10 protein-coding genes are annotated in these 24,282 nt (G+C 59.0%); 7 read left to right on the top strand and 3 right to left on the bottom strand.

What is annotated here, in order from left to right; all coding sequences use genetic code 11:
- Positions 1-218 precede the first annotated feature (218 nt).
- Together H1B37_RS04785 and H1B37_RS04780 are read right to left on the bottom strand one after the other, a co-directional pair.
- On the bottom strand, positions 219-677 hold the full coding sequence (locus tag H1B37_RS04785; protein WP_182865485.1) for a PH domain-containing protein: 459 nt from the start codon (positions 675-677) through the stop codon (positions 219-221).
- Positions 674-1,690 (bottom strand): hypothetical protein, encoded by a 1,017-nt coding sequence (locus H1B37_RS04780; RefSeq protein ID WP_182865484.1) that lies wholly within the window; start codon positions 1,688-1,690, stop codon positions 674-676. Before H1B37_RS04780 ends, H1B37_RS04785 begins: the two co-directional genes overlap by 4 nt.
- Positions 1,691-1,808: 118 nt before the next feature.
- Between H1B37_RS04780 and H1B37_RS04775 the strand changes: the two genes are divergently transcribed.
- From H1B37_RS04775 to H1B37_RS04765, 3 genes are all read left to right on the top strand, one after another.
- Positions 1,809-2,570 carry a hypothetical protein gene (locus H1B37_RS04775; protein WP_182865483.1) on the top strand — a complete coding sequence of 254 codons (762 nt, stop codon included), beginning with the start codon at positions 1,809-1,811 and terminating at the stop codon, positions 2,568-2,570.
- The gene (locus H1B37_RS04770) at positions 2,545-3,960 is read left to right on the top strand and encodes a sporulation protein (RefSeq protein ID WP_182865482.1); all 1,416 of its coding nucleotides are present in this window, start codon (positions 2,545-2,547) and stop codon (positions 3,958-3,960) included. Before H1B37_RS04775 ends, H1B37_RS04770 begins: the two co-directional genes overlap by 26 nt.
- 117 nt (positions 3,961-4,077) lie before the next feature.
- Positions 4,078-4,881, top strand: coding sequence for a phosphoribosylformylglycinamidine synthase subunit PurQ (locus H1B37_RS04765; RefSeq protein ID WP_182865481.1), 804 nt, complete (start codon positions 4,078-4,080; stop codon positions 4,879-4,881).
- Between the two features lie 67 nt (positions 4,882-4,948).
- Here the strand turns inward: H1B37_RS04765 and H1B37_RS04760 are convergent, their stop codons facing one another.
- The gene (locus H1B37_RS04760) at positions 4,949-5,425 is read right to left on the bottom strand and encodes a thiol-disulfide oxidoreductase DCC family protein (protein ID WP_182865480.1); all 477 of its coding nucleotides are present in this window, start codon (positions 5,423-5,425) and stop codon (positions 4,949-4,951) included.
- A gap of 106 nt (positions 5,426-5,531) precedes the next feature.
- On the opposite strand from H1B37_RS04760, the gene H1B37_RS04755 reads away from it, so the two are divergent.
- The 4 genes from H1B37_RS04755 to H1B37_RS04740 all read left to right on the top strand — a co-directional run bounded on the left by H1B37_RS04755 (position 5,532) and on the right by H1B37_RS04740 (position 24,207).
- Entirely contained in the window at positions 5,532-7,190 is a 1,659-nt protein-coding gene (locus H1B37_RS04755) for a hypothetical protein (RefSeq protein WP_182865479.1), read from the top strand.
- 35 nt (positions 7,191-7,225) lie between these two features.
- On the top strand, positions 7,226-8,371 hold the full coding sequence (gene hemW, locus H1B37_RS04750) for a radical SAM family heme chaperone HemW (protein ID WP_182865478.1): 1,146 nt from the start codon (positions 7,226-7,228) through the stop codon (positions 8,369-8,371).
- Between the two features lie 355 nt (positions 8,372-8,726).
- Entirely contained in the window at positions 8,727-9,569 is an 843-nt protein-coding gene (locus tag H1B37_RS04745) for a hypothetical protein (RefSeq protein WP_182865477.1), read from the top strand.
- Positions 9,570-9,831: 262 nt separating this feature from the next.
- Positions 9,832-24,207 (top strand): putative Ig domain-containing protein, encoded by a 14,376-nt coding sequence (locus tag H1B37_RS04740; protein ID WP_182865476.1) that lies wholly within the window; start codon positions 9,832-9,834, stop codon positions 24,205-24,207.
- The last annotated feature ends 75 nt before the right edge of the window (positions 24,208-24,282 follow it).

Here is a 24,282-nt window from a genome sequence, read left to right as displayed (position 1 = left end):
GATTTTCGCCAGCCCAGGCCACCCCCAGCCCCTCTCCCCAAAACAGATCGCGGTCAACGTCACTCTTTGATCACTGATTTTCGCGCGATCTGTTTTGGGGAGAGGGGAGCCATTTGGGAGCGGGAACGCATCGTTGTGAATCAGCAGTTAATTTCACGACCGCATGGCAGCGTGGATCGGTTGTCGCGAAGTGAAACCGAGCCGCGTCGACAAGCCTCCTACCCAGCCCCCTCAACCGCCGCCGTCAATTCGTCGATGAACCGCTCGCGGTCGACCGGCGAGACCAGGTAGAACCGCGAGGCGGTGCTGATCTTGACCCGTCGCACCGACAGCGCCGGTCCGCTCAACCAACTGCCGCTCGGTTCGATCGCCTTGATCTGCCGCAGTGGCACGCGCATGAACAGGATGCCGCAGCGGATCGATAACATGTCCGGCAGAATGGTGTAGCGGCAGGGGACGGTGAACATTCCGGTGACCAACAGCGTTGCCGCACCGGCCAGCAGACAATACAAGGCATCTTGCTGGCGGCCTTGCTGCAACAGAATTCCGGTCATGCCGACACAGATCACCGGCCCCAGCATCAACAGAATCGCGATCCACCAATCGACGGCGGAGACATAAACGGATCTTCGTGGCGTGGTGTCGGCGTGGCTGTTTGCCGCGTCGTCAGTGGTCATGATGGCTCGTTCGTTTCGGAATCCTCGCCGACGGGCGGTTCGGCGTCCTCGCCGGTTTGTTCATTCAACGCCTCTTCTTCCTTCATCAACTGGACGGCTTCGGCCATCGCCGCGGCAAACTCGACGATTTCATCACGCTGCTGCCGCGTCACGCTCAAGTTGCGAAAGATGTCGGTCTCGTTCTTTTTTAACTGTCCTTCGTCCACCGTCAACGTGATGCCGATCGCGGACAAGTAATCACTCTCGTCACAGGTCGGGCAATCGGCCAGCCTCAGTTCGACATAGCTGGCGTCCGAATCGGGAGCGATTTGAAGTTTCTTCAGTGCATCGAAGTTTCCGTTTCGGACTTGGTTCCAAGCCGGATCGGTCGTCGACACCGGCAACACCGCCAACTCCTCGGTCTCCTCATTCCAGCGGTAACAATTCTCGCAGAACGGACGATTCCCGTAGGCGGCCATGCCGGAAACGAACGCGGTGCCGAAGATCAATCCGGCTTCCAACACCCAAACCGCGACCGCTCCCCATCCAGAAAGCGCGCCCCCACCGCCGGCTCCCATGGCCCAGATACCATCGGTATAGATTCCCTTCATCCAACCGAAAATCATCAGCGGGTCAAAGCCTTGGAGCATCAGCGGCACGAAGTCTTCGCCGAGTTCACCGGCACCGATCACCAGCGCCGGATGGACCGCCCACGAACTGTAGTAACCAATCGCCGTGAATCCGATCACGGTCAGAAACGTCATCATCCAACTGCGGTACTTCAGCTTGTAGCACAACGAACCGGCGATCACCCCAAAACCGGCACCGACAAAAAACGTGACCAGGCCACGCAGCTTGATGAACGGCAGATAAACAACCGCGGCCGAATAGATGGCACCAAACAGGATCCCCAGTGGAATCAACACGGCGGCGGCCACGACCAGGCTGACCGGCGAGACCTTGCCGCTGCGCCGGTACAGCGTCGGGGCGGAGACGACCGTCGAACCGGTCGGGTCGGTAAACGTTTCGCTCATCAAATCCGCCTGCGTGAGGGTTTAGTGGAAAAGGAATGGAAAAGTCCAGCAGCGCGGTGCCGACCGACTGCTCCCGATCAACCTTGCCAATGGCGCGCCCCAGCGGCATAGTAGCAAAATGTCTCAGCCCGCGAAAACATCCTCCGCTGTGTCGGAGCACCAGCGCACGTCCCAGCAACGGCCGATCGCTCACGATTGTACGCCATCGCTGGCACCGCGTCCCCAGTCACGCTGGCCGGGGGCCAACTGGTTTCGCAATCCCTTTGGCGAACTAACACGCAGCGAGCGCGCCGAACTGGCCGTGGTTTCGATCGATGAGATCGTTGCGGCGATCGGTCATCGATCCGATGCCGACGGCAAGATTGTGTTTCAGGCCCGGTGCGCCTACCAGTTGATCGGGGAATGTGGTCGTGGCAAAACCACCCGCATGCTCGCGCTCCACAAGCGGTTTCCTTCGGCCAGCTACGTCTACCTGCCTGAAGACCAGCCCTGCCCGTCGATTCCGACCGGCGATCCGCTGCTGATCGATGAAGCCCAACGGTTGCCCTGGCGGATCCGACGCAAGGTGCTGGCCAGCGGCGTGCCCCTGGTTGTAGCAACTCACAACGATTTGTCCGGGCCGCTCCGCCGTGCCGGATACACGGTGACGACCGAACGGATCGGTTTGTCACTCTCGGTCACGCAGCTCACCGAAATCCTGAATCGACGCATCACGGCGTCGCGGCGCGATCCGCTGCGTCCCGTCCCCCGCATCGGCCAAGACGATGCGGCGGAATTGATTCGCCGATTCGGGACCGATGTTCGGAGCATCGAAAGTTACCTTTACGACATCGTGCAAGCTCAGGTCAATCAACATGGCGAAATGCGATTTATCGATTGAATTGGACCACCCCGATCGCGTTTATGTCGGTGGTGACAAGATCACCGGGACGTTGCACGTGTTGGCCGACGCCGATGTGAACTGCAAGGGATTAGAAATCAGCTCGGGGTGGCGAACCCACGGTCGCGGCAACGTCGCCCGGGGCACCACCGAAACCGTCACGCTATTTGTCGGTCAATGGAGTGCCGGCCAGCGCGAATCGTATCGATTTGAATTGGAAGTCGCCGCGTGGCCGCCCAGCTATCACGGCAAGTACATCAACGTCGATCACTACATCGACGCGCGGGCAAAGATCCCTTGGGCCTTCGATCCGAAAGCCACCGCGGAATTCGTGATGCGTCCGACCAGCGGCCCCGATCACTCCGATTCGCCGACGGCCACCGCCGTGGGAGGCTGCATCGGGTATGGATTGGTCATCTTGGTGCTGGGCATGATGGCGGTCGGGCTGGGCTTCCTGGTCGTCGCCTTTGTCGTCAATCCGTTCGCAGGGCTGATTGCGGCGGGCATTATCATGCCACTGATGGGCTTGATCGCCGCCAAAAAGCTGCTGCCGAAGTGGCTGCTCGGCAACGTTCATGTCGATTTGATCACGCCCCAGGTCGCACCGGGCGGGCGAGTCCGGGCGCAGTTGGCGTTCCAGCCCAAGCGTCGCTTCACAATCAATTCGATCAGTGCCGAGCTGACAGGAATGGAAGTTTGTGTCAGCGGCAGCGGCAGCAATCGCACGACACACCGCAACACGTTCTTCACCGATCGCCATGAACTCGAAGGCGCCGCGACGCTTCACGCCGGTGACCGCAAGGAATTTAACCTTGATTTTCCGATCCCCGACGATGTGCCCTATTCATTTGACCTCAGTGACAACGACCTGGTTTGGACGATCGAATTGCGGGTCGACATCCCGCGTTGGCCGGACTGGACTCACTCGCTGAAATTGCTGGTCGCCCCCGATGGCCGCTCGGGCGAACGCCTGGAACCGGCCGAAAAGCATCTGGCCCTGGACGCCGCCGACGCAGTGCCCCCGGCGGATTCGCCAGCGGCCGATGAGATCACCTTTGCCGAAACCGCGACCCATCTGTGGAACTCTCGCAATGAAGACGACCAACTGTATCGTTTGGTCGAAGCGGTGACGGGGATGACGTTCGAAATCGACACCCTGATCGAGCGGCGACTGCTCTACAGCGGCGAGGAGGATCCGCACGTTTACAAGGACGGCTATGCCGTTTGGGCCCGCCACACCGACCCGCCGCTGCCCCTGGTGCTGTACATTCCCCACGAATTGGCGGACGAGTTCGAGCAGGCCGGACACGACCAATGGCGCTGCCGCGGCACCATCGTCGGTTGGGACCACCCGCACCGCCGGCTGCAAATCAAGGTCTTGGTCCGCTAGGAAAGCGGGCCGGCAAGGAATAAACTCGCGGCCAGAGTTTTCAGGTGCCGGCTGCCCCCATGCCCCGCTGCCGGCCCCCCGTTGTTGTCCGCCCCACCCGTCCTGCAAGCTTTCGACATGTCGTCCCCCCGAGTCCTCGTGTTGCGTGCCCCCGGCACCAATTGCGACGAAGAAACCGCATACGCCTTCGAGCGCGCCGGCGCGAGCACCGAACGGGTTCACGTCAATCGCCTGATCGAAAACGCGACGCTAAAGGATCGCTATCAAATCCTCTGCCTGCCCGGCGGATTCAGCTACGGGGACGACATCGCCGCCGGCCGGATTCTGGCGACCCGGATGCGAAACCACCTGGCCGATCTGGTCGACACCTTCGTTCACGGCAAGGGCGACCGGCTGGTGCTGGGGATTTGCAACGGCATGCAGGTGCTGATGCGACTGGGTGTGCTGACCGAAAACGTCGACGCCGCCGGTGAGCACGAACCAGCTACGTTGACCTGGAACAACCACGGTCGCTTCGAAGACCGCTGGGTCGATCTGGCCACCGACGGATCCCAATGCGTCTTTCTGCGTGACATCCGGCACATGTATCTGCCGATGGCCCACGCCGAAGGCAAGTTCGTCGCCCGCGACCAAGCCGTGCTCGGCGAACTCCGCGACGCCGGTCGGCTGTGTCTGCGCTATGCCCGCGACACCAACGGCACCGTCGAAGACACCCCGCTGGATTTTCCGGCCAATCCCAACGGTGCCGACGCCAACGTCGCCGGGGTCTGCGATTCGACTGGACGCGTGTTCGGACTGATGCCACACCCCGAGCGACACATCGACGCGACCCAGCATCCGTACTGGACACGACGCAAAGAACAGCCCGCCGCCGGAGACGGACTGGCGATGTTCCAAAACGCCGTCAAGTGGTTTGAGTAGAAGTGTGGGATAGGCTTCCAGCCTGTCATTGCGCCGACCTGACAGGCTGGAAGCCTATCCCACTGGTCTATTCCCCAAAATGCACGGCACAGGCGTCGTTTTCACAACCCCCGTCGTCGGATTTCTTGCCCGCCAACTTGTAACGACGCTTGGCCACTTGGTTGTACGCCCAACGCCACAGGTTGGCGGTTCCAGGGATGTGAAGGATCGGAGCGGCTGGCCATAACAGCGGCAAACGCCGGCTGAGATAGCGCACTGCGTCCCCGCCCCCGTGTCGGCGGCCCTGGGAATCGACGACGTACATTTGCGCCATCAACTGGTCGTATGCCAGGTCCGGATAACGCTCCGCCACCCGAGGATCATGCAAGGACAGAAACGACAATCGCCCGCCGCAGCAATCCAGCCGTCGCAGATTTTTGACCTGCCCGATGCAAAACTTGCAGTCGCCGTCATAAATCACCACATCGGCATCGGGCCGCTCTGCCGGGTCCGGCAGGCCGTTTTCACGGGCCACGGGGAGTGATTGGGGGGCTGTTTCCGCCATGAAATTTACGAAAAACGGGTAGGTCGGGGGGGAATCTCGCTGCCATCGGGCGGCCCTGGGTTCCTATACTTGGATTGTAGGCCGCAACACACCCAAGGCTACCGCCATGAACCGAATTGAGTCCCAAGTTCGAAACGCACGCCGACGCCTGATTCTAGGTAGTTTCGGTCGTTCGCTATGCGTCGCCCTGTTTGCCGCGTTGATCGTCGCCACGATCGCCTGTGCCGTTCCGGGCGTTCTCGCAGTCGAGGTGGACGTGCAAACCTGGAACACGGCCTGGATCGTCGGGTCGATCGTCGTCGCTGTGCTAGGTGCATTGGCCTACGCGCTCGCCACGGCCCCCAATCGAGACCGAGTGGCGTTGGAAGTCGACAAACGCTTCGGGCTCAGCGAACGACTCAGCAGCTCGCTTTCAATGTCCGCTGCCGACCGGGAATCGGAATTCGGGCTGGCGGTGATCAGCGACGCCGATCGGCGGGCCGACAAAATCAAAATCGCTGAAAAATTCGCCTTCCAACCCAGCCGACTCGGATGGCTGCCGCTAGCGATCACTCCGATCCTGGTGCTGGTTTTGATTCTGGTCGATCCGGCCGGACCGATCGACCCCAGCGCCGGCGATGAAATTGATCCCGCCGTGGCCGCACAAGTCAAACGCGCGTCGCTGCAGCTGAAAAAGCGAATCGAACAACAAAAACGCAACGCCGAAGCCAAGGGACTGAAAGAAGCCCAGGACCTGTTCGAAAAGCTGGAAAAGGATCTGAACAAGATCACCGAAAAGAAAAACGTCGATCGAAAGGAGGCGATGATCGCGCTGAACGATCTGAAGAAACAGCTTGAAGAACGCCGCGATCAATTGGGATCCAACGATCAGATGCGAAAGGCGATGGCACAGATGAACTCGCTGCAAGCCGGCCCGGCCGACGAAGCGGCCAAGTCGATCGCCAAGGGCGACTTCGGCAAAGCCGAACAGGCGATGCGCAAGCTTGCCGAAAAAATGAAGGACGGCAAACTCACCGACAAAGAAAAAGAGCAACTTCAAAAACAAGTCCAGCAACTCAAAAACCAGCTCGAAAAAAAGATCGCCGAACAAAAACGCAAGCAGGAAGAGCTGAAAGAAAAGATCGAGCAAGCCAAACGCGAAGGCCGTTCGCAAGATGCCGCCAAGATGCAGCAACAGCTCAACGAAATGCAGCAGCAATCCAAGCAGCAGTCGCAACAGATGCAGCAAATGGCCGACAAGCTCGGTCAAGCCGCCCAGGCAATGCAAAATGGCGACTCCAAACAAGCCGCCGATGCACTCGATGCGATGGCCGATCAACTCGGCGACATGCAGCAAGAGATGAGCGAGCTGAAGGATTTGGAGGACGCCATGAATGATCTCTCGCAATCGAAAGAACAGATGCGTTGCAGCTCCTGTGGCGGCGGCGGTTGCCAACAATGCCAAGGCATGGGGATGGGAATGGGCCAGGGCGACCGCCCCGGCGATGGACTCGGTGAAGGCGCCGGCCAAGGCGATCGCCCCGAAGAAGAAGGCGACACCAACACCTACGAAACCCAAGTCCGCGGGCAGGTCAAAAAAGGCAAGGCCGTGATCTCGGGGTTCGCCGACGGACCGAACCGCAAGGGCATCAGCCGCGAAGACGTCAAACGCGCGATCGAAAGTTCGTTCAGCGAAGAAAGTGATCCGCTGGAAAACCAGCAATTGCCCCGCACCGAGCGCGAGCACGCCATGGATTACTTCAACAAACTCCGCGCCGGCCAGTGATGCAACAACGTGGGATAGGCTTCCAGCCTGTCACGATGCACTGGCCCACTCCACGCTCGGCGTACATCCACGTCCCGTTTTGCCGACACCGATGCGGTTACTGCAACTTCAGCGTCGTCGCCGATCGCGATGACTTGATGGACCGCTATCTGGCGGCAATCGATCAGGAATTGGATCGGCTTGCCGGCATTGCCAATCGCCCTCCCGTCCTGGACACCTTGTTCGTCGGCGGCGGAACACCGACGCATCTGCCGATCGCGCGGCTGCAGCGGTTCCTCCAATCGCTTCGACGCCGATTCGATCTGGCCGACGGATTCGAATGGACGATGGAAGCGAACCCCGAAGACATCACGGCAGAAAAGCTGGACGTGATGTCGGGGTTCGGGGTCAATCGCGTCAGTTTGGGGATTCAATCGTTTGACGACCGCAAACTGGCGGTGCTGGAACGCAGCCACAGTGGGCAATCCGCGGCGGAGGTCATCCAGCAAGTCGCCGCCCAAATCCCCAACGTCTCGATCGACCTGATCTTTGCCGCACCCGGCGAAACCGTTTCCGCCTGGGCAGAGGACCTGCGGATTGCGGCATCGCTTCCGATCACTCATGTCTCGACCTATTCGTTGACGTATGAGAAAGGCACTTCGTTCTGGACCCGCCGGCACCGCGGTGACCTGTCGGAGGTCGACGAATCGACGGAGATCGCGATGTACGACTTGGGACGCGAAGTCTTTGCTGCCGCAGGCCTGCGGCACTACGAAATCTCAAACTTCGCCAAGTCCGGGTTTCGCTGCCGACACAACCTTGCTTACTGGCAAGGCGACCCCTGGTACGCGGCCGGCCCCGGCGCCGCGGCCTTTGTCGATGGCCAGCGTGTCATGAACCACCGTAGCACGACGACTTACCTGAAACGGATCGAGAGCGGCGGAAACCCGATCGCGGAATCGGAGACCATCGTTGCCGAAGAAGCGGCGCGGGAAGGTGCGGCGTTCGGTGTTCGGATGATCGATGGAGTCGACCTGTCGCAGATCCGCGCACGCACCGGCATCGACATCAGTTCCCTGTGCGCCGCGTCCCTCGACCACCTGCGATCCCAAGGACTGATCAACCGAACCGCCGACCACATCCAACTGACCCCGCGCGGCGTCCACTTCGCCGACGCCGTCGCCCGCGAACTGCTAAGCTAACCACCGCGCAAAGGGGACGGGGGTTGATTCGACCTGCACGGCGTCCAGGCAGTCGCCGTGTTCTCCGAACTCGGCGCCCCCACCAGCGAAGCTTGGCTCCGCGCCGACCTCGGAGAGGACGGCGGCTGCCTAGCCCAACCGAAAACGAAGCTGACCCGAAATACGATTCCTTGGCCCCAGGTCTCGGGTTCGTACCGTAGCGGAAGCCACCAAGGCTTTCGGACCCCCGGGTGCAACGCCGCCGCCACGTGAGCACGAAACTCTTGGCGAGTTCCGCTACGCGAAGACCAAGCTACGACCGACTACAAGACTGTGCTTCCAGCCTGTCCTCCAGCCACCCTCCGGATGATCAATTATGCAACGACGCGACCTCCTCCTCGCCTCCGCCTTTTTCCTCGGGAACACACACTCCGCAACCGCCGACGACACCATCACCCTGCAAGACGCGGTCAACCGATTTGCAGGGTCCCGCCGTGCGATCACCGCCTACGACCTGTCGATCACTGCAAACGTCGATGACGCTGCCGAACCCGTACGACTCTCCAACGGCGAAACCTACATCCCGACCGAACGATTGGTCGCATTCACCATCGACATCGTGGCTGATATCAAACGTGGGCGAATGCTTGTCGCGCGGCTGTACCGGACCGAAGAGATTGCAACGGGCAATCGCGAAAACGAACGATGGCAGGTTTGGATGACCGATGCCCGTCAATCGGACGACCAACACTATGGTCCTGGCAGGCTATTGTCGGGTGGGACCCGAGGCACGAAACCGGAATTTTTTGATCCGCTCGCTCTTGGCCTGGGCCTCGGGGGCGAATACGGAAGAGGCACGCCGCTGGCGGAGATTGTCAAAAACTATGCCCACTGGCCTCAGTGGAAATCCAAGCAGTTGGACAAGGGCGTCTTCGCTTTCGGAACCGTTGACCATCTGTACTTGGCGTTTGACCCGCAGAAAGATTGGTCGCCCGTCGAGCTCCATTCCAAGCGAGGAAACTCGACACCGTTCGAGATCAAGCTGGAACCGGCCAAGATCGAGGGCCATTGGCTACCGGCGACGGCAAGCGTCGTCAGCGGCGACCAGCGACAACAATTGACATTCAATTGGAACAGCATCAGTCGTCCCGTCGATCATCGTTTTTCTATCGACGACATCGCCAACCGATACCAAATCAAGCCACCCCGCCGACCGTGAGCTTCTGGGGCCAGAGCTTCTGGGGCCAGAGATCTTTATCGCGGAATTGCCGACAACGCTGATGCAGGGGCCGCGTGTTTCTCGCCGTAGCTTTTAGAAGCAGAGGTTGATGGAGGCCCCCCGTCTGCGCGGGCCCTCCGATGCACGGTGATGATACGGAGCGGCGAAAATGAACGTTCGGCCTGGATCTCGGTCAAAAGTCCCCCCGCGGAGAACTCCGGCTCGACGTCGAACCGGCAAGCGAAAGACACGTCGTCCGCTGATGCAGCAGCTTGAGCCGCGGATCGTGCTTGATGCGGATCCGGCCAATCTGATCGCACAATTCCGAGGTGATCTGGATTCGAGCGCCGAGCCCCGCTCGTTCCCGTTTCAAATCGGCCCGGCGGACGCAATGGGATTGCGCGGGACACAGGTGTTGACCTTCCGCGTGGATCCAGACGCGGGATCCCAGCTCAACCCCGCCGCCCCCGTCGTGCTCGACGAATCCGGAGTAACGGTTCCGCTCAATGCGACCCGCGATGATTTGCCCGATTCGTCGTCCGGCATGATCGTTGCCGAGTTAACGCCCGGCGACTACACGCTCCAAGTCCATTCGGAAGCCGGCAGCCAAGGGGCTTTCGAGGTCGATGTCCTGCTGGCCGGTGACCTCAATGGTGACGGTCGCGTGCTGATCGACGACCGAGCGGCGATGATCATGCTGCTTCGAAGTCGAACCTACTCGGTTTCCGCCGACGTCAACTTGGACGGCTACCTGACGTCATTCGACACAGGGCATCTGCTGCGCAATTATGGTACCAGCACGTCGATCGGGCCGCTGCAGGTCTCTGCTTCGCTCCAGCCGGGACCCGAAGCGGAACTTCCGTCGGGCATCGCGGGCACGAGTGTTGGGCAGCAAGCGATCGTTGGAGTCACATCGCCGAACACTCCCATCGAGATCGATTTGGACAGCGACGGTGAGGCTGACTTTCAACTGCTCTCGTCGGCAACGGGAGACTTCAGCCAGCCGATCGATCTGCTTGAAGGCTTCAATTCGATCACAACAATTGCCCGCGACTCGTTTGGACAGCAGGCGCGTTCGGTCGTCGAAATCTCTCTCGATACGACCCCGCCGCCGCTAACACTCGACCTGGCCGCAGCCTCCGATTCGCCTCCCGCAGGCGATCGCGAGACGACCTTCTCCCAAGTCACGGTGGAGGGGATCACCGAGCCAGGCATGGAAATCAAACTCTATCGAGACGGAGACCTTGGCACCGAAGTCGCATCCACCACCAGCGATTCGGAGGGACGTTACCAGTTCCTCGGCCAACCGGTCACGCTGGGAACCAACCTGTTCACGGCGATGGCTTCGGATCTGCTCGGAAACACGACGCAGATCAATTTGGAGGTCGTGCGGTTTTCCGCGGACACCGATGCGCCCGCGATCCAGTTGAACCTCGCCAACGACACCGGGCAAAGTGATCGCGACACCGTCACGTCCGACCCCGCAACCATCGCGGTGGTCACCGATGAAAACGACATCGCGACCGTGCGTGCCAAAATTCAAAACGCCGGATCGGCAGATTTCTTTGACGCAACGCATCTGCTGCAGTCCGACGGCACATTGTCGTTCACCCCGGAAATCCTTGGTCAGATCAACGGCCAACCGCTGGGTGATGGCGAGTTCACACTGATTCTGGAAGCCGAGGATGCGCTGGGCAATCGCAACGCAGCCTCCCTCACCGTGACGTTAGACCGCGCCGGCCCGGTGCTCAGCATCTCGACTCCCGACGACAACGCCGTCACCAATAGCAGCGTGACCATTTCCGGCGTCACCACCGACGCGTTGTCCGGAGTCGTCACGCTGGAAGCCCAGCTCGACGGTGGTGCTGCCATTTCGATCGGCCACAACGCCGACGGTCACTTCATGTTTAACAGCGCTCTACAACCGGGTGGGGCCAGCGATGGACTTCGCAATTATTCACTCCGCGCAACTGACGTCGCCGGCAATCTTTCGCCGCTCGTCTCAGTCAACTACATCGTCGATACCGTCGCTCCGACCATCGAGTTGATCTCGCCATCGGATGAAATCGTCACCGCAGACAATGTCACGGTCCGAGGCAGTGTGGCTGATGTGGGAACGGGCGTCGAGCGATTGAGATACCGAATCGATTCCTCCCCATGGGAAACGGTGGGCGTTGACGCCAGTGGCGCGTTTCAGTTCAGCACGTCACTTCCGCTGGACGGAACGGCTGACGGCGAGCACCGGATCGAGTTCGTCGCTGAAGACTTTGCGACCAATCCTTCAGCCACCGTCTCCCGCACGTTCACGCTGGACACGCAATCGCCGACGACAAGCCTGACGCTCGATCCCGGCTTCGACACGGGCGTGGTCGGTGACAACATCACCTCACTGGCCCAGGTTCGCATCAACGGCGTGACAGAGCCTGGCAGCACCGTTACGTTTCTCGGCGATGGGCGGCAAACCGCAGTCGATTCCGGGGGGCAGTTTTCGTTTGATGACGTCCAACTGGCGATCGGCGACAACGCGCTGGAGTTTCGCTCTGTCGACCCGGCTGGAAATTCAGCGATTTCCACTCTGTCAATCGTGCGTCAAGTCGCCCTGGCAGAATTAGTCGAAGGCAGCGAGTTTCATTCCCAACTGGACGTCCCGATTCTGGTCGGGGAAGAAGCGTCTTATGTTGAAATCCAATACCGCAATCTAGTTTTTGATAGCGACAGTGATTTTATCAACGATGCTTTCGAAATCGCATTGCTCGATGCCGCCGGAAATTCGCTCGTCCACACCGTCTCGCATTCCGGCGATGCCGCATTCAACTGGACCGAAGGTGAAGCCCAACGACTGGGCGCCAACACACTGGCAGACACCGGTGTCATTCGGATCGACCTCAGCCATCTTCCCGCCGGGACCGAGGCGCGATTGATCGCACGCTTGGTCAATAACGATTCAGACACCACGACCGCGGTCCAGATCTGGTCGGTCGAGACAATCGAAGGGGATTTGGGGACTCCGGCGGGCGTTGTCACCGCGTCGGAACCATTACGGCGGTTGCCGGAGAATCTCAATTCGCTGGTGGACGTCACCGGGTCGCTCGAACCGGTCTATCGCACGACAAGTTGGCAGCCGGCGACTTCGGAATTGTTGACCGAAGTTCAATTCACCAATGCCGGCAACTTCCCGCTTGATGGTCCTGTCATCGCAACCATCGAAAACCTGACCGACCCGACGGTGCGTCCTCGCGGGTTTGACGGCGTGACCGCCGATGGCACTCCGTACTGGATCATCCTGACCGAAACGGACTCGCAATTGTCGCCCGGTGAAACGACCGAGCCTCAACTCATCGCTTTCTTAAACCCGAACGAACGTCAGTTTTCGTACACGTTTGTGCTGTCCGCTGCCATCAACGGGTCCCCTGACATCACCAGCGATCCCGACACCGAAGCAATTGTCGAAAAGCTCTATCGCTATGATGTCCAAGCCGTCGATCCCGACAAAGACGAACTCAATTACCAATTGATCGTTGCCCCGCTGGGGATGCAGATCGATGCATTGACCGGAGAAATCCAATGGAACGCTCAGCCCAGCGACCTTGGCAATCACTCGGTGACGGTGCGTGTCGACGACGGGCGGGGTGGCGTCGACGAACAGTCGTTTCTCTTGTCCGTCATCCAGCCGCCTCCCAACCGACCGCCGCAAATCACGTCTCATCCCATTGTCGCCGCGGCCGTCGGCGAAACGTATCAGTACCCAGTCACAGCCGATGATGCCGACGGCGATACACTGACGTTCGAGATTCTCGAAGGTCCTGAAAACCTTTCGATCGACTCGGTGACCGGCACGATCGACTGGAATCCCGACGGCGAGCAACGAGGGATGCCGCCGGTTGTCATCCGCGTCAGCGATGGAAATGGCGGCCAAGCGGAACAGGCCTACCGCATCAACGTCTTGCAAAATCCCGACAACAACGCACCGGTGTTTACGTCCGAACCGCCGACGACGTTGAATCTGCCAGGCAGCACGACCCCGACCAGCGGAACGGTCGATCCGACTGCGATCACAACCGAACTCAACCCCGGCGAAGTCCTCGGCTCGACCGTCACCGTGACACTGCCCGAGGAACAGGTCGAAGCGTTTGCCGATATCGTCTTTATCGTCGACGAAACGCGGAACATGGAATTCGAGCCCGGCGTCGACACGATCGATTCCAGCCGCCAAGGCTGGATCCGCTCGACGGTGGAATCACTCGACCAGCAATTAAGCGATGCCGGCATCGGACCGAACCGCTTTGCCCTGTCGGGCTTCGGCCACTACGTCAGTGGTTCGATGCCAGTGCAAGTTCGTCAGGCTGCAACAGTGAGAGCGATACCAAACCAAGCGTACGACGTTAGCTTTTCTGTTGCCGTCAATTCGGCGGATCTGGACGGCGACGGTGACTTAGACGTCATCGGCAGCCAAACGGAACACTACGTCTTCTTAAACAACGGTGACGGTACCTTTGCACCCGAGGTTCGCTATACATCCGCGAGCGGTTATTTCAAATTCGGCGCGAAAATCATTGCCGATATGAACGGGGATTCGATTCTTGACTTCGTCACCCAGGGTAGCGGCTCATCGGTCCAAATCTTTATCGGTAACGGTGATGGAACCTTTCAGCAGGCAAAGTCTTTCGGCACATCGTATAATCAATACAGTGATGGACTTGCTGCCGGAGATGTCAATTCTGACGGGGCGCTCGACGTCGTGCGCTCGGACGCTGGCTCTCCGCAATTCTTAAACGTGTTTCTTAATGACGGGTCCGGCAACCTTCTCGATCCACAGCAGATCAGCTTCCCGAATTTCACTTCACTGGCTTCTCCAAATCTCGTGGACATCAACGGTGACGGTGACCTGGACCTGATCGCGTACATGCGATTTGGTTCCGGATTTGGATCCGCTTTCGCCGTCCGATCCGCATTTGGAGACGGGAACGGAAACTTCTCAGATCCCGTTGTCACTGTCGATGAAGCCCTTGGTGATGTTCATTTGATTGATCTCAACAACGACAGTTACCCGGATATGGTCTGGTCGGACAACACGGGGACTCGTGTCGGAATAGCGCTCAACGATCGACTCGGCGGTTTTTCCCAGGTTTCAAGCGTTGCAGTTGGTGGATCTAGCGGACGGCAATCTTTGGATGATCAGAACTTTCGAGACATCGACGAAGACGGAAACCTGGATCTGATCGTCCCCCAGGGTCGCGGAATTTCGGTCCTGTTCGGAGATGGTTCGGGTGGTTTCTCCGATCGCGTCGAGTATCAGACTCACGCCGGTCCGACATACAATCAACCGGTTCGCAACAACCTGATCGTAGGCGACTTTGACGGTGACAATCACTTCGACGTACTGCAGTCAGACACCTACGACGCTGAGTTCAAGGTTCTTCACGGGATCGGAGGTGGCCGATTTGATGGGCCAGTCCAACAATACGCTGCGCCTTCAATCTTGGCTGGCGAAACGGCTGACGTAGACGGTGATGGAAACCAAGACTGGATCACCATCAACGCTGCAAATAGCGGAGTCGGAACGAACACGTTACTGAATTCCACACCGTTGTTGAGTATTTCCTTCGGTGATGGCCAGGGAGGCATTGCATCAAGATCCGACTATCCAATCGAAGCGGCCAACGCGGTAGCAGTTGGGGACGTGGACGACGATGGCGACATCGATGTTGTCATCGATCAAAACCGAACCGACGTCGTCGTGTTTGAAAACGTCGGCGGCGGAACGCTGCAGGCTCATTCCCCACAGAGTACTACTGCTTCCTTTGCGATTCGCAGTCTTTCGATCGACGATTTGAATGCGGATGGTTTTTCCGATTTGGTTGTCGGCGCTTCATCGGGCTCATCAGCATTCTACGGAAGCACCACGGGGCTTTTTTCCGCGTCTGCTGTTCCGATCGCCGCGGCGACCGGAAATGATTTCGCAAGACAAGTCGTTGCAGATCTTGATGGAGACGGTTTTCTTGACATTGCATCGCCCACGAATTCGACATCTGGGTTCAGCGTCCTGCTGAGTTCGGACGACGGAACCTTGGAGCCGTCGGCAACCTTTTTCTCGTCCGGCACTCAAATTTCCCGCCTCACCGGCTCGGATATCGATGGTGACGGAGATGTTGATCTCATTGCCATCGACTCCTCTCGAAATGCCGTTCGCGGATCCCTCTGGCGAAACGACGGCTTTGGTAGCTTTGTTCTGGCTTTCCAGTTCGACACGACCGCGTTGGAGTGGTCAACCGATCTCCGCTCCGCCGATTTGAATAACGATGGCTTTGGCGACATCGTCGTTTCCGCAGAGACGACCGACGCATACAGCGGTTCACCGCCTGGGTCGGATGTCGCCGTCTTCTTTAGCAACGGAGACGGTACACTGAGAGATCCGATGTTGATGGAGACACACGGTTCCAGGTCCACCGCCGAAACCGTAAACGCAATTTCCTTAGGTGATTTCAATGGTGACAGTGCTTACGACCTGATCACAGGAAGCCGAACTTACGAAAGCCTCTCGATCATTTTAAATGACGGGTACGGTGATCTGGGACGATTCGGAAACGCCCAGCAATTCGGTTGGTCATTGCCCAGCTTGAATGCCGATGGAACCGGGACAGGAACGAACGGCAATTTTGCGGACGCCTACGTCCCGCTGGATTCAACGCTCAACTATATTCCCCGCCCCGGTGCGACCACCTACTACGTCCTGGTCGCTGCAACGGATCGAAACCAAGCACCTGGCTCGCCATCCTTTGCCGAGATTCGCGACGAACTGCAGAACCGGGGCGTCGTCTTCGATGTCATTGTCGATGCCGAGTTTCAGGACGGAAGTAGCCGAACCGCCCTGGCGGTCGATGCCCTGGGCCAAGCCATCGTCAACGACACAGCCGGCAGCTACGAGGTCGCCTCCGGCGGCCAGTTCGTCTCCGGCGTCGGTCAGCCCGATTACACCGACCTTTCCTGGTCGCTCGGCGGTACCGCCTGGGATTTGGACCTGCTGCGTAGCGACGACGGCGGCGTCGCGCGTCAAGCGTTCATCGATCGCTTCATCCAGCAAATTCAAGACAAACAAGGGTCCCCGCTGACTGTCGTCGCATCCAATCCCGATGCGGGTTTTGGGAACGTGACCGGCACGCTGACCGGTATCGGCCCGGGGCAATCGGCAAGTTTTGACATCCAACTCACCGGCGGAATCGACGGCAGCGCCTTTGATTTACTGTTCGTGCAAGAAGAAACCAACACCATCGTCGGCTCCATCCCGGTCACGATCAACACACTCTACCAATACGACGCCAGCGCGATCGATCCGGATGGTGACACGCTGTCGTACCGGTTCTTGGAAGCACCCGAGGACGCGGAATTGGACTCGATGACCGGCGCGGTGACTTGGCGACCGACCCTCGCCGGCGAATACCCGTTCCGAATCGAAGTCCGTGATCCGCTCGGTGCCACGGACGTGCAATCGTTTGTCGTCTCGGTCAGCAGCGGTCGAGCCAACACGGCTCCGGTCATCGACCCACCGGGAGCAACGTCCGCGACGGTGGGCCAAGACTACTCACTGCAACTCACGGCAACCGACGGCGAAGACGATCGGCTCTCTTACTTTGTCATCGAGGGTCCCGACAACCTTTCGATCGACCAAGACAGCGGACTCATCTCCTGGGTCGCCGAAGACAATCAGGTCGGACTGCAACCGGTGACGATCCAAGCACGAGACGGTCGGGGTGGCGTGTCGGAAACCAGCTTCAACATCGCCGTGCTCGGCGCCCCCTTCAATCGTTCCCCGCGAATTCAATCCGACCCGCCGATTTCCGCTCCCGTCGGCCAGCCGCTGAAGTACTTCGCGATGGCCAATGACGCCGACGGCCATCCGATCCATTGGGACCTGTCCGTTGCTCCCGAGGACGCCGCGATCGACCCACAGACGGGCGTCTTCGTCTGGACACCGAAGGAATACCAATCGCGTCCGATCGATGTCGTGATCCGGGCTTCGGATGACTACGGCGGAGTCGACTTGCAGCGGTTCCAAATCACACTCGACCGTCCCAATTCGGCGCCCCTGATCCTGGCGACGCCCGACGCTCAGCCGGTCGTCGATTTGCCGCACGAGTACCAAGTGCTCGCCCAAGATGGCGAAGACGACTCGCTGACCTATTCGCTGGATGCCTCGGGGACGACGGCCATGATCGACGACCAGACCGGATTGATCACTTGGACGCCGTCGATTGGCGACGTCGGCACGAACGTCTTTGCCGTCACCGTGATCGACGTTCAAGGAAACAGCGCAAGCCGCGACTTGGTGTTCGACGTCGTCGAAGACGCTGCCAACGCGCCGCCCCAGTTGACGGGCGTGCCGGCAGTGATCAACCCGCGGATCTCGTTCGATTATTCCCTGCAGTTGAGTGCTGTGGATCCAAACGGTGATCCGCTGACGTTTCAGTTGCTCAACGGTCCAGACGGAATGACAGTCTCATCGTCGGGGTTACTCCACTGGAAACCGAACGTTGATCAGACGGAGACGTCTACGGTCACGGTCGCTGTTTCCGATGGCCGTGGGGGGACAAGCCAAGTTGACTTCTCGGCCGAACCCATGCCGATCGAGTTCAATACGATCCCTCAAGCTCTGAACGATCCGCCCAGCTCGGCCGTTGCAGGTCGAGTCTATGCGCACGATTTCGTCGGCTTTGATGCCAACGGAGACACGATCGTTTGGAAGCTTGATGCCGGGCCGGTCGGCATGTCCCTGGATCAACAGCGAGGCACGCTGCGTTGGACGCCTCAAGCCGATCAAATCGGCCGACACACGGTGCGCATCCTGGTGCTGGACAATCAGTTTCTCGGCTTCGACGTCGTCACCTTCACGGTCGATGTCCGCGCGGCCAATTCGCCACCGCTGATCCTGTCGACGCCGCCGACTTTGGCAGCCGCCAATGTCCCGCTGACGTATCAGGTCGACGCCGACGATCTCGACGGAGACTCGCTTGTCTATGCCCTGGACACAACACTCGGCAACATCGACCCAAACACCGGCCGGTTCACCTGGACCCCCGGTGACAACAACGTCGGCACCAATCGAATCACCGTTGCCGTTTCGGACGGCATCGAAACCACGTTCCAAACGTTCGACATCGTCGTCGAACCCGACCCGCGCAATCGGTTCCCCGCGTTCGAATCAACCCCTAGTTTTCTGGCGACACTGGACCAGACCTATCGTTACGACGCATTGGCGATTGATCCCGACGGCGGCGGGGTTGCTTACGAATTGATCATGTCTCCGGCGGGAATGTCGATCGATCCCAACACCGGCGTGTTGCAGTGGATCCCCAAGGCACTCGGTCCCGTTTCTGTCGTTGTCCAAGCGACAGACGATGCCGGCGACACGGCGACCCAGTCGTTTGGGATCGAAGTCCGAGAGACGAACAATCCACCATTGATCACTTCCACGCCCGTTGAAGCCGTCGCCGCCGGTGGAACCTACCGCTATGACGTCCTCGCAACGGACGACGATCCCGAGCCGCTGACGTTCCATTTGACGGGGCAACCCGACGGAATGGCCATCGACCCGGCAAGCGGGCAAATTCGCTGGATGCCGACGGACGACGACACGGGCGTCCATTCATTTGTGGTCTCAGTTTCGGATCCCCGCGGTGCGACGGCGACTCAACCGGTGAACCTGTCCGTCGGTGCGGATCTGCAAGCACCGCAGATTTCCATCTCTGTGAATCCAGACCCGGTCTCGATCGGCGATGTCGTCTCGATCACAGTTGCCGCCGTCGATGATGTCGATGTGACTTCGCTGAGATTAACGGTGGGCGGCCAAATCGTTCCGCTGGATTCAAACGGTACCGCGCAAATTTTGGCGGCCACCGCCGGCGCGGTGAACGTGACCGCCACGGTCCGCGATCCCAGCGGCAATGTCGGTGAAGAAACCTTGGTGCTTTCGATTGGCGATCCGAGCGATTCCGACGCGCCGATCGTCTCGATTGCGTCACCCCAAAACGGCGAAATCATCACCGGCTTTGTCGACGTCATCGGGACGGTTGCCGATCCGAGCCTGGTCTCGTATGAACTGGCCGTCGCGCCCTTTGCCGGAGGGCCGTTCACCACGATTGCAACCGGGGATACGGCGGTCACTGATGGACTTTTGGGTCGCTTCGATCCTTCGCTGCTGATCAATGACACCTACGTGTTGCGTTTGACCGCGACCGATGCAGGTGGCCTGAGTTCCTCCGACGAGATCCTGGTCGATGTCAGCAGCGAGCTAAAGATCGGCAACTTTGCCTTGTCGTTCACCGATCTGGCGGTCCCCGTCTCGGGGATTCCGATCACCGTGTCGAGAACTTACGATTCGTTGACAGCCGCCCATGAAAGCGAACTCGGTTATGGTTGGCGGATGGAAATCAAGGATGCCGACCTGCGGACGACTGTTCCGAAAACGGGAGCCGAAGACAGTTTGATTTACGCGCCGTACTTTGACGGAGCACGCGTCTTCATCACCGTTCCTGGCGGCAGTCGCGTCGGGTTCACGTTCAAAGTCACACCGGACACCAGCTTGGCGGGGCGCACCTTAGGGCTCATCAACGCGGAATTTGTGCCCGACGAGGGGATCGAAAGCCGACTGGAGATCGATGACTATTTGCTTCGAGTCAACGAGTTAGGCGAAGTCTTCGACTATCAAAGCGGGCTTCCCTACAACCCGGCTTCACCCGTGTTCGACGGTCAATTTACGTTGGTGACTAAGGAAGGTCTGACATACAACATCGACGGCGAAACCGGTGATTTGATCTCTGTCCAGGACCGTAACGACAACGAATTGACTTTCACCGATGCCGGTGTCTTCAGTTCAACCGGCGTCAGCGTGGCGTTTGAGCGAGACGCCCAGGGCCGTGTCACCGCGGTCATCGATCCCAACGGCGACCGCGTCCAGTACGCCTACGATGCAAACGGCGACTTGGTCAGCGTCACCGATCGCGAAGGCATCGTGACGCGGATGGTCTATGACGAACCGAGCCGGCCACACTATTTGACCGAAGTCATCGATCCGCTGGGACGCACCGGCATTCGCAGCCAATATGATGCCGATGGGCGTTTGATCAAAATGATCGACGCGAATGGTGAAGCGGTCTCACTGATCCATGATCCGGACAACTTCGTCGAGACGATTGAAAACCAACTCGGCTTTGCCACAACCTACCAGTACGACAATCGCGGCAATGTGGTCACCGAGATCGATGCCGAAGGTGGTGTCACACGCTACGTCTACGACGATCCGAATGATCCGACTCTGGAAACGTCGATGACCAAGGTGCTGGCCGATGGCACCGAGTTGACGACGCTGATGGGGTACGACGCCGAGGGTAATCTGGTCGCCGAAACCGATCCGCTGGGACGAACGACGTACTCCAGCTTCGATGCCTTCGGAAATGTCTTGACGACCACCGATCCGCTGGGCAACACGACGGTCAATGCTTACGACGATCGTGGCAATTTGTTGTCGATCGTTGATCCGGTTGGCCAGGCAACCACGTTCACCTACGACGCCGCCGGGAATCCAACCACGCTTTCCCTGCCAGGCGATCTGACCCAAAGCTTTAGCTACGACGGACGCGGCAACGTGTTGACTCAAACCGATGCGTTGGGTCATGTCACGTCATTCACGTACGATGCAGCCGGGAACCAGCTCACCGAAACGCGCACTCAAACGACGCCATCCGGTGTCCGCACCCTGCTAACGGAATACGATTACGACGGTGAAGGCCGCGCGATCGCAGAGCGGTTCTTTGAAGACGGCGTCTTGGTTCGTGCAACTGCGACCGAATACGACGCCGTGGGAAATCGCGTCGCCGAAACCGATCCACTCGGCCGCGTGACACGTTTTGTTTACGACGATCGCGGTCAGATGGTCGCCACCATCTATCCGGACGCCACGCCCGACGACTTGACCGACAATCCCAGCACGGCAACGGAGTACGATGCCGCCGGCCAGACGCTCGCGGAAATCGACGAACTGGGACGGCGCACCGAATACCGCTACGACAAAACCGGCCGCCAAACCGAAGTCATCCTGCCGGATGAGACTCCCGGTGATCTCAGCGACAATCCTCGCCGGACAACGGTGTACGACCGGGCCGGCAGGACGATCGCGCAAATCGATGCCCGCGGCAATGCCACACAATTTGTCTTGGACGCGGCCGGACAACAAACCGAAGTCGTCTTGGCGGACGAAACTCCCGCTGATCTCAGCGACAACCCGCGAATCAAAACCGAATACGACCTTGCCGGGCGAAGCATCCGGCAAATCGATCCGCTGGGTCACATCACGGAGTTTCAATACGATTCAGCCGGTCGCCCGCTGGCAACGATCGCCGATGACGGCAGTCGCACCGAGATTAGCTTTGACGAAGCCGGTCGTCTGGCGGTGCGGACCGATCAGGCCGGTAAAGAAACACGGTACGAGTACGACGACTTGGGGCGATTGATCGCCGTGATTCAGCCCGAGGTGTTCGATCCGGTTGTCGGACAGCGGGTGCACCCGTGGACCGAATACGAGTACGACGAACTGGGCAACCTGGTCGTCCAGCGTGATGCCCGCGGTCGCGAAACGCTGTACGATTACGACGGTCAAGGCCGCCGCACCGCGACGATCCTTCCGCTGGGCGAGCGTTCAACCAGCAGCTACGACACGGCCGGAAATTTGATCAGCACCACGGACTTCAACGGTGACACCATTGTCCGCCAGTACGACGCCCGCAATCGCTTGACGCTGAAAGACCTGCCCGGAGATTTCCCCGACGTCAGCTACACCTACACCGCGACCGGCCAGATCGACACCGTGACCGACGGCCGGGGGCTGACCGACTATGAATACGATGCCCAGGATCGTCTGTTATCCCGCACCGATCCCGACGGATCGATGATCGCCTACACCTACGACCTTGCAGGCAATCGCACGTCGGTGACGACGACGGTCATCGGAAACGATCCCCGCGAGACGACGTACACCTTCGATGCCCAGAATCGCCAGAAGGTAGTCACCGATCCCGAAGGCGATGCGACCGAATACTTTTTCGATTCCAGCGGTCGGTTAGTGCGAACCGAATTGCCCAACAATACCTTCGAAATCCGCGAGTACGATTCGTTGAATCGCTTGACGTTGATCGAGAGCCGCCACGAAGTCACCGACGAGGTGCTGACGAGTTTCGCGTACGAACTGGACGAGATCGGCAATCGCATTGCCGTCGACGAGCACGACGGACGTCGCGTGGAGTACGACTACGATGAACTCGACCGTCTGATCAACGAAACGATCTACGATCCCGGTGAAGCCACTCCTTCACGCACCTTCGACTACATCTACGACATCGTCGGCAACCGGCTCGAGCGAGACGATTCCGACGAAGGCGTGACGTCCTACACCTACGACGACAACGACCAACTGCTCACCGAACTCTTAGCCGGCGACGAGACCCGTTACGACTACGACGCCAACGGCAACACGATCGCCAAGCACACCGCAACCGAATCCGTCTTCTACAAATGGGACCCCGAAAACCGCCTCATCGCCGCCGACACCGACGGAGACGGAGCCGACGATGTGATCTACCAGTACGACCACACCGGCATCCGAGTCACACGAACCGAAGCCGGAGAGGAAACGAAATTCCTCTTCGATAAGAATCGACCGTATGCCCAGGTGCTAGAAGAATACACCGCAGGGGGCATTCTCAAAGTCTCCTATGTCCACGGCCGGGATTTACTCTCGCAGTACCGACACAGCGACGCGGGCAAGTCGTTCTACCACGTCGATGGATTGGGCAGCACAAGAACGCTCAGCGATCCGTTAGGGATCGTTGCAGATCGGTACATCTACGATGCGTACGGCCGCATAATGAGTCGGATTGGCTCTACGGAGAACGATCATCTGTTCGCAGGAGAGGTTCGAGACAGCCGCTTAGAATTCGATTATCTACGGTCACGGTTCTATCAGCCAGTAGGAGCAAGGTTCACTTCAAGAGATTTTTTCCTTGGAGTTCCAAGCTTCCCTTCATCGCTCCATCGATACAACTATGCTTCAGGGAACCCGGTAAATGTGATTGACCCCTCCGGGAGATTTAGTCTGGTTGAGATCAATGTCAGCCTGACGATCAATGCAAATCTGATCGACGTGCAAAAATCGTTCTCGCAAGCGAGCTTGGTTGCCGTGGCGACAAGTCTTGCCATCAGAGAGACAGTGATTAATCCAGCGTACACAGTTCAACAGCTGGCACTCCGCATGATCGCTAACGGGTTACCGGGAGGTGAGGGGCTCTATCAGGCATCACGCCTTATGATTGCACAGGGGTATTCGGCAATCGGAGTGACATTGCAAAAGATATACGAAGATACGGCCGACTCGCTGGTTGAATTCGATGTCGATTTCGGAGTTACTACCGCGTTCGACCTGGCAATGGAATTGGCGGCCATTGAGAGCCTTGTCAATGACCTTGTTCATATCGTTGAAAAAATCGCGAAATTCGTGAGCGATTTGAGTACATTGACCGATCAAGGATTTTCAGATCAGGCAAGATTAAACTCCCTTATTCAACTGGGGACCGCAATTATAAATCGTCTATGAACGTCTAGACCAAACCAAAGGGGGCAGACCAAATCAAAGACCAAACCAAAGGGGGCAGGCCTCTTTGGGAAGAGA

The organism is Stieleria mannarensis (assembly GCF_014154935.1).
In the GTDB taxonomy this organism is placed as follows: domain Bacteria; phylum Planctomycetota; class Planctomycetia; order Pirellulales; family Pirellulaceae; genus Stieleria; species Stieleria mannarensis.
This window is presented reverse-complemented; position numbering and strand designations above follow the sequence as displayed.

Excerpts from the sequence above, each read along its gene's own strand:
- H1B37_RS04785 (WP_182865485.1), bottom strand. The coding sequence starts at position 677 with ATGACCACTGACGACGCGGCAAACAGCCACGCCGACACCACGCCACGA.
- H1B37_RS04780 (WP_182865484.1), bottom strand. The coding sequence starts at position 1,690 with ATGAGCGAAACGTTTACCGACCCGACCGGTTCGACGGTCGTCTCCGCC.
- H1B37_RS04775 (WP_182865483.1), top strand. The coding sequence starts at position 1,809 with ATGTCTCAGCCCGCGAAAACATCCTCCGCTGTGTCGGAGCACCAGCGC.
- H1B37_RS04770 (WP_182865482.1), top strand. The coding sequence starts at position 2,545 with ATGGCGAAATGCGATTTATCGATTGAATTGGACCACCCCGATCGCGTT.
- H1B37_RS04765 (WP_182865481.1), top strand. The coding sequence starts at position 4,078 with ATGTCGTCCCCCCGAGTCCTCGTGTTGCGTGCCCCCGGCACCAATTGC.
- H1B37_RS04760 (WP_182865480.1), bottom strand. The coding sequence starts at position 5,425 with ATGGCGGAAACAGCCCCCCAATCACTCCCCGTGGCCCGTGAAAACGGC.
- H1B37_RS04755 (WP_182865479.1), top strand. The coding sequence starts at position 5,532 with ATGAACCGAATTGAGTCCCAAGTTCGAAACGCACGCCGACGCCTGATT.
- hemW (WP_182865478.1), top strand. The coding sequence starts at position 7,226 with ATGCACTGGCCCACTCCACGCTCGGCGTACATCCACGTCCCGTTTTGC.
- H1B37_RS04745 (WP_182865477.1), top strand. The coding sequence starts at position 8,727 with ATGCAACGACGCGACCTCCTCCTCGCCTCCGCCTTTTTCCTCGGGAAC.
- H1B37_RS04740 (WP_182865476.1), top strand. The coding sequence starts at position 9,832 with ATGCAGCAGCTTGAGCCGCGGATCGTGCTTGATGCGGATCCGGCCAAT.